Source organism: Pseudofrankia sp. EUN1h (assembly GCF_001854645.1).
Taxonomy (GTDB): domain Bacteria; phylum Actinomycetota; class Actinomycetes; order Frankiales; family Frankiaceae; genus Pseudofrankia; species Pseudofrankia saprophytica.
The window spans coordinates 97727-110464 of record NZ_MBLN01000066.1 but is presented as its reverse complement, the minus strand read 5'-3'; the positions used below and the strand labels follow the sequence as shown (position 1 = coordinate 110464).

The 12738-nt window shown below is 71.7% G+C and carries 10 protein-coding genes; 4 read left to right on the top strand and 6 right to left on the bottom strand.

Features of this window, described 5'->3' with window-relative positions; translation table 11 throughout:
* Window positions 1-24: 24 nt before the first annotated feature.
* Window positions 25-240, bottom strand: a complete 216-nt coding sequence (locus BCD49_RS25925; RefSeq protein WP_027141355.1) for a hypothetical protein — start codon at window positions 238-240, stop codon at window positions 25-27.
* A 43-nt stretch (window positions 241-283) separates the two neighbouring features.
* Window positions 284-463 carry a hypothetical protein gene (locus BCD49_RS25920; RefSeq protein ID WP_027141356.1) on the bottom strand — a complete coding sequence of 60 codons (180 nt, stop codon included), beginning with the start codon at window positions 461-463 and terminating at the stop codon, window positions 284-286.
* A gap of 623 nt (window positions 464-1086) precedes the next feature.
* On the opposite strand from BCD49_RS25920, the gene BCD49_RS25915 reads away from it, so the two are divergent.
* The 3 genes from BCD49_RS25915 (at window position 1087) to BCD49_RS25905 (ending at window position 5248) form a co-directional block, all read left to right on the top strand.
* Window positions 1087-2037, top strand: a complete 951-nt coding sequence (locus BCD49_RS25915; protein ID WP_241832400.1) for a type IV toxin-antitoxin system AbiEi family antitoxin domain-containing protein — start codon at window positions 1087-1089, stop codon at window positions 2035-2037.
* Window positions 2038-2660: 623 nt separating this feature from the next.
* The gene (locus BCD49_RS25910) at window positions 2661-4643 is read left to right on the top strand and encodes an MFS transporter (RefSeq protein ID WP_083401693.1); all 1983 of its coding nucleotides are present in this window, start codon (window positions 2661-2663) and stop codon (window positions 4641-4643) included.
* 134 nt (window positions 4644-4777) lie between these two features.
* Complete coding sequence (locus tag BCD49_RS25905) at window positions 4778-5248, top strand: MerR family transcriptional regulator (protein ID WP_241832399.1); 471 nt, start codon at window positions 4778-4780, stop codon at window positions 5246-5248.
* A 54-nt stretch (window positions 5249-5302) separates the two neighbouring features.
* On the opposite strand, the gene BCD49_RS25900 is transcribed toward BCD49_RS25905, so the two are convergent.
* The 3 genes from BCD49_RS25900 to BCD49_RS25890 form a co-directional block, all read right to left on the bottom strand.
* Window positions 5303-6679: an MFS transporter gene (locus tag BCD49_RS25900; RefSeq protein WP_007516398.1), complete on the bottom strand. Its 1377-nt coding sequence runs from the start codon at window positions 6677-6679 to the stop codon at window positions 5303-5305.
* A gap of 338 nt (window positions 6680-7017) precedes the next feature.
* Window positions 7018-8148 (bottom strand): uroporphyrinogen-III synthase, encoded by a 1131-nt coding sequence (locus BCD49_RS25895; protein WP_007516399.1) that lies wholly within the window; start codon window positions 8146-8148, stop codon window positions 7018-7020.
* Between the two features lie 281 nt (window positions 8149-8429).
* A complete protein-coding gene (locus BCD49_RS25890; RefSeq protein WP_071042003.1) occupies window positions 8430-10208 on the bottom strand; it encodes a hypothetical protein in 1779 nt (592 codons plus the stop codon).
* 700 nt (window positions 10209-10908) lie between these two features.
* On the opposite strand from BCD49_RS25890, the gene BCD49_RS25885 reads away from it, so the two are divergent.
* Window positions 10909-11574 carry a hypothetical protein gene (locus tag BCD49_RS25885; protein ID WP_007506694.1) on the top strand — a complete coding sequence of 222 codons (666 nt, stop codon included), beginning with the start codon at window positions 10909-10911 and terminating at the stop codon, window positions 11572-11574.
* 88 nt (window positions 11575-11662) lie between these two features.
* Here the strand turns inward: BCD49_RS25885 and BCD49_RS25880 are convergent, their stop codons facing one another.
* Window positions 11663-12553: a bifunctional helix-turn-helix transcriptional regulator/GNAT family N-acetyltransferase gene (locus BCD49_RS25880; RefSeq protein ID WP_007506696.1), complete on the bottom strand. Its 891-nt coding sequence runs from the start codon at window positions 12551-12553 to the stop codon at window positions 11663-11665.
* Window positions 12554-12738 lie beyond the last annotated feature (185 nt).

The window sequence follows — 12738 nt, the reverse complement described above, 5'->3', positions numbered from 1 at the left end:
TCTCGGGGCTCCGTCGCGGCCGCCTCACCGGCACGCGGTGACGAGACGCGGCGAGCCGACGAGGGCGGGCTGGTGGCGCGGCGCCGCGTGGCGGCGGTCCCAGGCACCGGAGACGACGCCGGCGCGCAGGCGGTCGGCGGCGCGGGCGGCTGCGTCGGACGCAATGTGACCCCAGGCGGACTGGGCTTCACGGACCGTCGGGTCGAGCAGGCATTCGGGGCGGCCGTAGAAGGCCTCCACGAAGCCATCAACGCAGTCGGCGGGATTGACACAGAAGCGACGGTTACGGTCCCGCCGAGCGCCGCCTGACCCGGTCGATCGTGAGCATGCGCCGGTTCTCGAAGGCGAGCGGCTCCGGGGCGTACTCGGCGATCCAGTGCGGCCCGAGCACGTCCGGGTCGAAGGTGAGGACGACGACCGGGGCGGGCTGCTCGGCGTCCGCGAGGCCGGGCACCGGAAGCACGACCTGCGCCAGCCGGCCTCCTCAGGCCGAACTCCGCCAGTCCGCATGCCCAGGCGGCGATCAACTAGGTCGTTTCGCGGAGCCCAGCCGATGATCGCTCATCCGGTATGTCCGCGGGCGTTCACCGAGTCTATTTACCCCATTTATGTATGCACCACGAACGATCAAGATTGCCGGATGCAGCCTAGTCCGGTCATGATCGCCCTTGGGGTATGCGCAGCGGCGCCCGCGGAGTGGCGCATCGGCGGCTCCGGCTAGGCCAGCCGTTGCGCGCGTTCACCCGCCGACGGCGACCAACATAGGGCCGGCCCTGCGACGGAATACCAGCTCCTACTGGTCGGTCTGGCCGAGGCGCGCGACACAGATGATCACGTCAGCTCGGCGAGACAGCGGCGCGACCCCAAGAAGCGACCTTCGAGGCGACCGACGCCCCATTCCCCGCAACCGGCCCTAGCCCCTGCGCCCCCGCGCGATTCCCTGCGACCCGTACGATTTTCCGCGCGTCGGCCCTCGCGCGTCGAACGACCATTCGAGGCGTGACGTCAGTTGGGGAAAACGGACCGTCGTCCACAAGGATCCGCCGGCCGCTTGCCTGTTCACCCGCACCGGAGAAACCTGCGGACGTGACCGATCTTGATCGCAAGAGGCTCGCGGACATGAGCCTCGCCGATGCCCTCCGAATCGCGCGACGACAGGACGGCATGATCACGCGTGAGCAGGCGCTGGAGGCCGGCTTGACGGCGGGCCGGATCAGGTGGCTGGTGCGCACCGGCAAATGGTCCCGACCGGGCCGGGCCACCTACCTAGTCCCAGGCGCCGACCCGATTCGGGGTAACGCGCGCGCGGCCGTTGTTCGGCGGCCAGACGCGGTGGTCTGTGGCATCACGGCGGCACGGGTCGCCGGACTCGACGCCTTGCCACTACCCGGTCCAGCCGAGCCCGTACACCTGCTGGTCAGTCGGTGTAACTCGCATGCCCCCGCGTTTGGGGTCGCATTCCATGTGGGCGAGATCGAGGCACGTGACGTGCACAACCTGGCCGGTATCCCCATCACCTCGCCTGCCCGAACACTCGCGGATCTCACGCTCACCTTTGATCGAATGAGGGCGATATCGGTTCTCGACGCCGGGCTGCGTGCGGGCTGGATTCCCGGTATGGACGCGGTCCGCGCGCAGCTGTTCGGACGACGAGGTGCGGTCGCCCGTCGCCCGTGGCTGGCCGAAGTCGATGGTCGCTCGGAGTCGCCGCTGGAGACACACGTGCGGCTGATCCTCGCCGACGCGGGTCTGGCAGCCGAAGAGTTGCAACACCATGTGCATGACGAGGGCGGCTCGATCATCGCCCGCCTGGACCTGGCCTGGCCATCACGTCGGGTCTTCGTCGAGGCGGATGGCGTTGGTTACCACTCGGCTCCCCTCCCGATTCACCGTGACCGTGACCGGCAGAACCGACTCGTCGAACGCGGATGGCGGGTACAGCGATTCACCTGGGCCGACGTCGAACACCGACCAGGATGGATCGTGGCGAGGGTCGCCACCCTGCTCGCTGTCCCGCCTGAGGTGATGTCCGCCTGACAGCACGACAATCGGCGCCAGGCCTGGTACCGGGCCACGCCGGGCCGGGCCGCGGCCAAGCCTGGCGGGGTCAGCCCGGGTCGGGGCGCCAGCGGCAGAAACGGGGCCCATCATGAACTCGAATGAGCGGCCTACCACCTGGTTGGCGGCCGTCTCCGGCGATCACCCAGCCCGCTGGATGCCTTGTGGATCTTCGCTGGGCGAGCGTCAACCTCCCGCACACCAGCGCGCATGCCCATCCGGCGATCTTTGGCGCGCCTGAGCGGTGATGAGCCAGGCTGATCGCGAACAAGGTACGCACAAATACGACAAATCGGGCCGTGGAGAACCAGTCCGCATACTCAGGTGGCGATCATGGATGAGGTCCCTCCGGTTGAGTGCCAATGATCGCCGACGGTGTAGGCGAACTGGCGCTTGGCGGGTGGTCGGAGGCCTGGACCCMGGCCGCCGGGCGGCGGTGGCCGACAGACCGGCGGCGGCCGACAGACCGGCGGTGGCCGACAGACCGGCGGTGGCCGCACATGACAACCGCCGCCAGCGCATGACCACTGTGAGTGCGCGGCGACCACTCTGGGGTACCCGCCGCGGATGGAAAGGCGACGCGAATCTCACGTTCACGTGAGATGGAGGTAGTAGCGTCGGAGGACGTGGCGACGTCGGAGAGCAGAGCGAAGAGCACAAGCCGGTCACAGAGCCCGCACAACACCTCGGCACCGCCGGGGCCGGGCGTCCCAGGCACCAGGACCGCCCCAGACGCGGTAGCCGCCCCAGGCACAGCGGTTGTCCCCGGCTCGACGGGGACAACGGGGGCGACGGCGGCACGGGACAGCGGCTACAAGTGGGTCGCCCTGATCAACACGACCATCGGCATTCTGATGGCGACGATCAACGCGTCGATCCTGCTGATCGCACTGCCGGACATCTTCCGGGGCATCAAGATCGACCCGTTGGCTCCGGGGAACACGTCGTACTTCCTCTGGATCCTGATGGGCTTCATGCTCGTCACGTCGGTGCTGGTGGTGAGCCTCGGCCRGGTCGGCGACATGTACGGCCGGGTCCGGGTCTACAACCTCGGCTTCGCGGTGTTCACCGCCGCCTCGATCCTGCTGGCCGTCACCTGGATGCACGGTGACGCGGCCGCACTGTGGATCATCATCGTCCGGGTCATCCAGGGCATCGGCGGCGCGATGCTGATGGCCAACTCGACGGCCATCATCACCGACGCGTTCCCGGCCGACCAGCGCGGCTTCGCGATCGGCGTGAACGGCGTCGCGGCCATCTCCGGGTCGTTCCTCGGCCTGCTGATCGGCGGTCTGCTCGCGCCGATCGAGTGGCATCTGGTCTTCGTCGTGTCCGTGCCGTTCGGCGTCTTCGGCACCGTCTGGGCCTACCTGAAGCTGAAGGACAACGGCGTGCGGACGCCGGCACGCATCGACTGGGCCGGCAACCTCACCTTCGCGGTCGGGCTGATCGCGGTGCTAGTCGGCATCGTGTACGGGCTGCAGCCTTACGGCGGGCACACCATGGGCTGGACGAACCCGTTCGTGCTCACCTCCATGATCGGCGGCGTGGTCGTGCTGATCGCGTTCTGCTTCATCGAGACGCGGGTGGCCGACCCGATGTTCGCGCTCGAGCTGTTCAAGAACAGGGCTTTCACGATGGGCGCGGTCGCCGGCATGCTCGGCGCGCTCGCCCGCGGCGGGCTGCAGTTCATGCTGATCATCTGGCTGCAGGGGATCTGGCTGCCGCTGCATGGCTACAGCTTCGAGCGCACCCCGCTGTGGGCCGGCATCTACATGATCCCGATGACCRTCGGCTTCCTCATCGCCGGCCCGATCGCCGGCCGGCTCACGGACCGCTACGGCGCCCGCCCGTTCGCCACGTTCGGCATGATCATCAGTGCGGCCGCCTTCGCCATCTTCGATGTCATCCCGATCGACTTCGGCTACGTCTGGTTCGCGCTGGCCCTGACGCTGATCGGCATGTCGATGGGGCTGTTCGCGGCGCCGAACACCACCAGCGTCATGAACTCGCTGCCCGTCAACCGGCGCGGCGCGGGCGCGGGCATGCTCAACACGTTCCAGAACTCGGCGCAGGTGCTGTCCATCGGCGTCTTCTTCACCGTCATCGGCCTGGGCCTCGCCTCGTCACTGCCGGACACGCTCTACTCGGGCCTGGTCGGGCAGGGCGTCGCCAGCGGCAAGGCGCACGAGATCGCCGGGATCCCGCCGGTCGGCAGCCTGTTCGCCGCGTTCCTGGGCTACAACCCGATCAAGCAGCTGCTCGGCGACGGCACCCTCTCGACGCTGCCGGCGGACAAGGCCGACTACCTGACCGGCCAGCAGTTCTTCCCGCACCTCATCTCCGGTCCCTTCGGCGACGGCCTGCACCTGGCGTTCGCCTTCGCGGCCCTGGCATGCCTGCTCGCCGCGGTGATCTCCTGGATGCGCGGCGGGCAGGACCCGCGAGTGCACCGGACGCTCGCCGCCGAGACCGCCGCGGGCCTGGCCGCTTCCGGCGACGTCGCCGCGGACGAGATCGGCGTCGGTGGTGTGGGCGGCCTGGACCCGGCGGAGGCGGATACGGACATACGGGTCGGTCCCTGAATGGCTTGGCATATCCCCGTGAGGGCGGTCGGGGCGAGGCAGACATCCGGCCTCGGACGCCCGGCGTGCTGCGGGCCGGCCGACTTCCTGGGAATACTGGAAGCATGACGGACGGTGGGGCGACGGGGCGCGGCGTGAGCGAAGCCGCGTTAGTGGGTGGCTCGGGCGACGACGGCGCGACGGAGCTGCTCGGGATCGGACCGGCGGCCCGCGAGGTGGGCGTCTCGGTGCGCTCCCTGCGGTACTACGAGGAGATGGCCCTGCTGACCCCGTCCGGGCGCACCACCGGCGGGAACCGGCTGTACGCGCCGGACGACCTGGCCAGGGTCCGCCGGATCCGCGAGCTGCAGCAGCTGCTCGGTTTCAACCTCGACGAGGTCCGCGAGGTGCTCGGCCATGAGGACCGGCTGGCCCGGGTCCGCCACGACTGGCAGGCCGCCTCGGCGGACGAGGACCGCCTGCGCCTGCTCGACGAGGCCCGTGAGGCCTACCTGAAGCTGCGGGACCAGGTGGAGGCCAAGATCAAGCGCCTGGACTCGTTCCGCGACGAGCTCGACGCCAAGATCGCCCGCGGCGACCGCCTCCGCGAGTCCCTGCCGACCTGAGGCGGGGCTGGTGGCGAGGCGCCTCATGCCTCGCCACCAGCCCCGCCGGGCGGGTCAGATGCCGGGGAGGCGGCGGGGAGACGGGCGCAGATAGACGGCCCAGGTGACGACGAAGCAGAGTGCGTAGAAGGCGATGAAGGCGATGTAGGCGCCGTTGCCGGTCTTGTACGTCAGGAACGACTCGCGGAAGGCCAGGTTCACCAGCACGCCGCCGAAGGCGCCGATCGCGCCGGCGAGCCCGATGAGCGCGCCGGACAGGCGGCGCGCCTCCCGGTTGGCGGCGTCCACGTCCGGGTCACCGGCGAGGACCGCCTTCGCCCGGAAGATCGCCGGGATCATCTTGTAGGTGGAGCCGTTGCCGATACCGGCGAAGGCGAACAGCAGCAGGAAGCCGACGAGGAACAGGGGCAGCGACTTCGCCAACGACGCCGCGAGCACCAGTCCGGCGCTCGCCGCCATCGCCACGAAGTTCGCGAAGGTCACCCGCGCGCCGCCGAGGCGGTCGGCGAGGATGCCCCCCACCGGCCGGATCAGCGAGCCGACCAGCGGGCCGAGGAACGTCAGGTAGGCGGCCTTGATGGGCGTGGAGAAGTCGGCCTTGAACTGCACCTGGAGCACCTGGCCGAAGGCGAACCCGAATCCGATGAACGAGCCGAAGGTGCCGATGTAGAGCAGCGACATCACCCAGGTGTGGCCGTCGCGGGCGACGTCGCGCATGGCATGCGTGTCGTTGCGGGCCGAGGAGATGTTGTCCATGAACAGGACCGCGCCCAGCGCCGACAGCACGATCAGCGGCAGATAGATCGCCAGGATCACCCGTGGGTGCTCCTTGCCCGCCGTCGCCAGCACCAGCAGCCCGACCAGTTGGACCGCCGCGACGCCGAGGTTGCCGCCGCCGGCGTTCAGGCCGAGCGCGCGGCCCTTGAGCCGGTCGGGGTAGAGCGTGTTGATGTTGGTCATGGAGGAAGCGAAGTTACCGCCGCCGACGCCCGCGAGCGTGGCCACGATGATCAGGGTGGTGTAGCTGACGCCGGGCTTCAGGATGACGGCCGTCACCGCGAGCGGCACCAGCAGCATCACCGCGGAGACGATCGTCCAGTTGCGGCCACCGAACTTCGCGACGGCGAACGTGTACGGCAGCCGAAGCATCGCGCCGGCCAGCGTCGGGACGGTGGTGAGCAGGAACTTCCCGGCCGGGTCGATGTGGTACTTGGGGCCGAGGAAAAGGACGATGACCGACCACATGCTCCAGATCGAGAAGCCGATGTGCTCGGAAAAAATCGAGAAGACGAGATTCCGACGGGCGACGCGCGCCCCGGTGTTCTCCCAGAACACCGGGTCCTCCGGCCGCCAGTCGTCGATCCACCGGCCCGATTTGGCCGGCGAGGCCACCCCGCCTACCGGCCGAACGCCTTCCGCCGTCGTACTCATGCCATTCCCTTCACTGCGCCTGGGGCCTTGAGGGCAGGCGAGAGAATTCCACGCCCCCGCCAGCCCGACGTCGGGTACCAGGTTCGACATGAACGTAGGAAGCCGCCGTTACGGCGGCAGCCTCCGGCCGTGACGATTCTTGATCCTTTCGCTCACGCCGCTCGCGCGGCCGATGTGAGCCGGCCGTCAAAGAGAAACCGGGTACCCGTGAGCGGGAATGCGTTCCGGCTCACGCGGGCACGCCACAGCCGCGACACGCCGCCGCGAGCATGCGCGGGGCGCGCCGGCGATCGGTCCGCCGGGCGCCCGGGCGGCCAGGCGCGCGGGCGGGCGGCAGGTCAGCCGGTGGCGAGACGGTAGCCGCGCTTGAGGACGGTCTCGATGGCCCGGCCGGCCGGGCCCAGCGCCGTGCGCAGCCGGGCGACCGTCATCTCCATCGCATGCTCGTCGGCCCCGGCGCCCGCCCCGGTGCGGGTGAGCAGCTCGGCGCGGGAGAGCACCCGGCCCGGCCGCTCGGCGAGGGCGACCAGCACCGCCGCCGCCTTCGGCGCGAGCATGACCGGCCGGCCGCCGTCCACGACCACCGCACAGCCCTGCACCCGCAGTCGGTGCCCGCCCGCGTCGACCTCACGGGCGCGCCGCGCGGGCAGCTCCTCGCAGACCGTGCGGACCAGCGCGCCGAGCCGGTACCGCTCCGGGTGGACGACCGGGATGCCCAGGCGGCGCAGCGGCCCGGCGCACACCGGACCGACGCAGGCGGCCAGCACCGGCCCGCGCATGGCGTCGACGAGCGCGGCGTGCTGCCCGAGCTCGGTCGCCGTGGCCAGCAGGCTGGCGACCGCGGGGGCGCTGGTGAACGCGAGCGCGTCGACGCCGCCGGACACCACCTGTTCGACGAGCCTGCGCACCGGCCGTGGGTCCTCCGGCGGCTCCCAGCGGTAGACCGGGACCTCGACGACGTCCGCACCGGCGGCCCGCAGCCCGTCGATCATGCCGGGCAGTGGCTCGCCGTGCAGCTGTATGGCGATCCGCTTGCCGCGCAGGTCCTGGCCGAGCAGGTGGTCGAGCAGCTCGGCACCCGATTCGGAGACCGGCGACCAACACTCCGACAGCCCGGCGGCACGCACCGCTCCGGTGACCTTCGGGCCGCGGGTGAACAGCCGCGCGGCGGCGAGGCCGTCGGACAGCTCGTCGCCCAGCCCCCAGCCGTGGGCGGCCTCCATCCAGCCGCGGAAACCGATCCCGGTGGTGGCGACGACCGCGTCGAGCGGCGCGGCCAGGCAAGCCCTGGTCGCCTCCAGCAGCCGGCCGTCGTCCTCGAGCGGCACGATCCGCAGCGCCGGCGCCTGCACGACCTTGGCGCCGCGCCGTTCCAGCAGGCTGGCGAGCTCGTCGCGGCGGCGGGCGGCGGTCAGGCCGATGGTGAATCCGAACAGCGGGGGTACCGGACCGAGATCCGGTTCCGACATTCCGCCTCCCTCACTGGCAATACGGCCGACCCGGGCTCATGCCTCGCAGACGATACCGGCCAGCATCATCGGAGGCGGTGTCCTGTCAATTTCGTCACGACTTCACCGAGGTAACACACCCGCGGCTCTCGAAGACGATCTCGACAACCTCACGTCGCTAGTGAGCGCTATGTGCGGACATCGTCCCATCGGCTTACCGCGGCGAAACAGAATAGAAATATCAGCCTGACGCCGGGTATTGCGACCGGCCACGCGTGAAAACGCCGGCGCACCCGCGTCGACTACTCCTCCGGGCGCGCTGGACGCTCGGGATCCTGCAGCCGGTCGGTGAGCTCGGTGACCGCGGGGAGGGTCGGCCAGCGCTCGGCGACCTGGTTGTGCAGCCTGCGCACCTGCTTCATGACCCGCCGGGAACCAGTGGCCCGGGCGATCGCGGCGGCGTCCAGGGTGTCCGCGCAGGCCTGCTCCGGCTCGGCGGTGTGGATGTGGGCGACGGCGAGGTGGTAGACGTACTCGGCCGCCCACTCGGCCCGGCGCATCTCGTCGGGGAGGCCGGTGAGCCCGGCCCTGAGGTCCACGGCGGCCTGGCGCGCCCGCCGCGGGTCGACGCGGGCCAGGTAGCGATGGGCGAGCCCCTCCTGCAGCCGGGCGAACGCCGGTGAGAAGTAGTAGCTCCACGCCGGCGGGCCGTCCGGGTGCTCGCCGGCCCTGCACCACATCTCACGGGCCTCGCCGAGCTTGYGGTCGGTCGCCTGCGCGTCGCCGGCCATCGCGTGCCCGCGAGCCTCCTGCCCGGCGTCGTAGGCGAGCTGGCCGGGGTAGACGTCGGGGACCCGCTGCGCGGCCTGGGACAGGCCGATGAGCGGCCCGACGGCGCCCGCCTCCCAGGCGAGGTGGCCCTTGTAGCTCAGGATGTTCGCGGTCAGGCTCCGGTTGTCCGACTCGGCGGCCCACTCCGCGGCGCGGTCGAGCCAGACCCGGGCCTGCGCGGTGGCGCCGGTGTTGGCGTGCAGCCAGCCGGCGAACTGGGCCCACTGCGCCGCGATGTCCACCATCGCCTCGCGAGCCGGGCCTCGGGCCTCGAACACCAACGGCACCAGCGCGGCGAGCTGCGCGGTGACCGGGCCCAGCAGGGGGGCCGACCCGATGGTGTCCTCCACCTCGCGCTGTGCCGCGAGGATCACCGACAGCGCATCGGCCAGCGGGGCGTCGGCCACTCTGGCCGCCCGGCTGGCGGCGCCGCGCAGCCGGGCGGAGGTGAGGGCCCTGGCGGCCGCCTCCTGCGCTCCCGCCGGCGCGTCCGTGCCGGGGCTCGCCGACGCGTCCACGGGCGAACCGAACTCGGCCGCGGGCCCCAGCGCCGTGAGCGCGTCGTACTCGTAGACGTCGAGCGACGCCGGCCGCGGGACCACGGCGGACAGCCGGGTCGCCAGCGCCGCGCGCGCCGCGGCGCGTTCGGCCACGGTCGCCCTCGATGACCGTCCGGCCGCCGGCTCCGACCTGCTGGTGACCGCCCGCGCGAACACGGCCCGGCCGCGGGCTCGCCGACGCGCGGTCGGCTCTCCAGGTGAAGGCTGGGTGCCTCGGGCCTGGTCGCCCGCGTCCCGCGGCTCCGGCGGCCCGTCAGCGCTAGCCGGCGAGCCCGGCCGGTCATCGTGATCGGCGAGGTGGGTCATCCCGGCCAGCTGCGCGAGGCCGTCCAGATCGGCCAGACCACCCAGGCGTGGCGGCCGCCGGACGCCGCTGGACCCACGCGCCGCCGAACGGCCGCCACCGCCACCGCCAGCGGCGGCGGCCTCCGACGGCAGCGCCGCGCGAAAACCCAGCGCGACCTCCGAAGCGGCGTAGAGCTCGCAGTAGGCCCGTTGGTACCGCGGCCCTGGATATGACTCGCCACGCTCGTGCCGGCCAACTGTCTGAAACGTGGCGTTCGGCGGCGTGAAACCCGCGAGGGCCAGATTGCGTATCGCGTCTGCGACCTGGTCGAGCGTCAGCCCGTGGCGTTCCYGGTACCGTCGCAGTCGATCCGGTTCCCAGCCGTGGTGCACACTCGGAGCCATTGGCGTCAGACGCTCCTTCCATGTCCACGCCGAGCATAACGGCCTATGCCAGTAGGCAGTTTGGCCCGACCACCTAAAGGTGGCCCACGGCTAACGGAACGGCTAATCCAACGGCTAATACGAGATCATCCGCAATGGTTCCCCGGATGGCCCCCGCCTACCCCGATTAGCCGAACGTGCTGGATCCGCTGCCGAGCGCAGTTGAAGCTACAGACGACGGGCTCGGCCGGCACCGCTCCCCGGGGCCGGCCGAACCCGGCAACGGTGGGCCGACAGCGTGGTCGGCGCACCGCAGGGCACGGACCGAGCTCCGCCAGGTCCCCGCGCCACAACCCGTCCCACCCGCGCGGCCTCCCCCAGGGCCGGCGTGCCGGCCGCCCTGGCTGGCCCCGGGCGCGGGGCCCGGCCTACCGGCCAGGCCCCGCGCCCGGGGCCAGCCCGCGCCGGCGCGGCATTTCGCGGCGGTGCGCGGGCGGCCGGCGAAGACGGCTGGCGGAGCCCGTTGGTTGCCGCTCGCGACGCCTGACCACTACGGGGGTGCACAACACATGGCGGAATCGGCGCGGGAAGCCCGCCCGCCCGGCCACGACACGTCGATGGAGCATTGTCGAGGCTTATCACCCACCAGGCACCATGAATACGACGGGTCAGCGAATTGCAAAACACCAGGGTATTGCGGCGCGCATGGGTCGACGCGGTCATGGTCGTGACCGATGGCCTGCCCGGCATCCATGCCCAGGTCCGGACGGAGACCGGCTGGGTGGATTTCGCCCTGGTGCCCGACGGCTTCTCCGTGCCGGACGAGGACGGGCTGATCGTGCTGCGGGCGGGCGCCCCACCAGTACACGGCGGCGGCCGGCGGCTCGCGACCGGCGACGGGGAGTTCATCGGCGTCTACGAGCGGGCGCTGGTCCGGGTCGCGGTCCGGTTCGCGGAGGTGAACGACGTCGCGGTGGTGCTGCACTGGCGAGGCGTCCCGACCCGCGCGACGGCGGTGGCGGTCGCGGTCGCCAGCTGGCTGCGCGACACCCGCGCCGTGACCGGCGAGCCGGCCGCCGTGGTCACCAGCGCGCGGCGCCCGCGGCCCGAGGGCGGGTTCATCGCCGTGCCGCACGCGGTCCGGCTCGCGGGCGAGCCCCCGGCCCGCATCTGGGAGCTCCATTCCCCCCGCTACCCCGGCCCGCCGCCTCGGCCTGGCGAGGACCCCGGTGACGAGCCCTCGGCCGGCACCGCCCCGGCCGAGGGCCCCGCCGACGACGCCTGGACGGCGAGCTGGACCATCCGCCCCCGCCCCAGCTCGGGCGCCGCCCGGATCATCCGCCCCGGCCGTCGCCCCGATCCCGGACCGCAGGAGGACGAGGAGTGACCGGCGACCGGCCCTTCCCGGACGCCGGGATCTCCTCGGCCCCGGCGCGGGACCGCTCTCGGCCCGACGACGTAGCCGACGGCGGCGGTCAGGCGGGTGCCGTGAGGGTCTTTTCGAAGAAGTGGGTCGCGAACGGGTTGTCGCCGTAGCGCGGTGTGCGCCGGTAGCCGGCCCGGTCGTACATCGCGATCGCCTCGACAAGCGTCTCGTTGGTATCCAGCCGGGCGACGCGGTGGCCGAGCGACCGGGCGGCGTCCTCCAGGTGACGCAGGAGCCGCGACCCGAGCCCCGCGCCCCGCCACGCGTCGTGCACCCACATCCGTTTCACCTCGCCGACGCCGTCGTCGAGGGTTCGCACACCCCCGCAGGCCACCGGCTCGCCGTCGCTGACCGCCACGAAGAACTCGCCACGCGGCGGCGCCAGGTCGACGGCGTCCTTCTCCGGCTCGCCCGCCGGGTCGAACCCGAACCGCCGGCCGACCTCGGCGAAGTACCGGCCGACGGCGTCCCGCGCGACCGGCGAGTTCGGGTCGACCCGTTCGAACGTCACCGTGGCCGCCCGCACCAACAGGTCCGCCTCCCCCAGGGCCGTGGCCAGCCGCTCCCGCTGCCGCGCGGACAGCGGTTCGACCAGCTGGCGCGCCCGGGCCTCGGAGCGCTCCTCGAGCTCGCGCCAGCGGTGCCGGCCCTCCGGCGTGAGGTCCACGAGGCGGCGCCGCCGGTCCGCCGGGTCCGGCGTGACCACCGCCAGGCGTTCCTCCTCCAACTGGCGCAGCAGCCGGCTGAGATACCCGGAATCCAGCCCCAGCCGGGAGCGCAGCGCCTGCGCGGTCGCCCGTTCGACACCGATCTCGTACAGCAGCCGGGCCGTGCCCAGCGGCAGGCCCGTCCCGAGGAAGGAGTCCTCCAACGCGCCGACCCGCTGGGTGTAGGCGCGGTTGAAGCGCCGGATCACGGCGATCGTCGCGACGTCAGCCATGTTCTCTGACTTTAGTCAGAGAACATGGCCAGGGAAAGGACCGGCCGCGTCCGCTGGCCAGCCAGCGGGGCACGCCGACGAGAGGCGCCTGTACGTGTCAGTCCCTATACTCGGCGCAATGTCCCCTATGGGATGGCTTGGACGCGTCCGCGGTCGCGTTCCCGGCAGCGGTCCCTGTTCCGGTC

Coding starts and splice junctions, on each gene's coding strand:
- BCD49_RS25900 (WP_007516398.1), bottom strand. CDS start 6,679: ATGAGTACGACGGCGGAAGGCGTTCGGCCGGTAGGCGGGGTGGCCTCG.
- BCD49_RS25895 (WP_007516399.1), bottom strand. CDS start 8,148: ATGTCGGAACCGGATCTCGGTCCGGTACCCCCGCTGTTCGGATTCACC.
- BCD49_RS25885 (WP_007506694.1), top strand. CDS start 10,909: ATGGTCGTGACCGATGGCCTGCCCGGCATCCATGCCCAGGTCCGGACG.
- BCD49_RS25880 (WP_007506696.1), bottom strand. CDS start 12,553: ATGGCTGACGTCGCGACGATCGCCGTGATCCGGCGCTTCAACCGCGCC.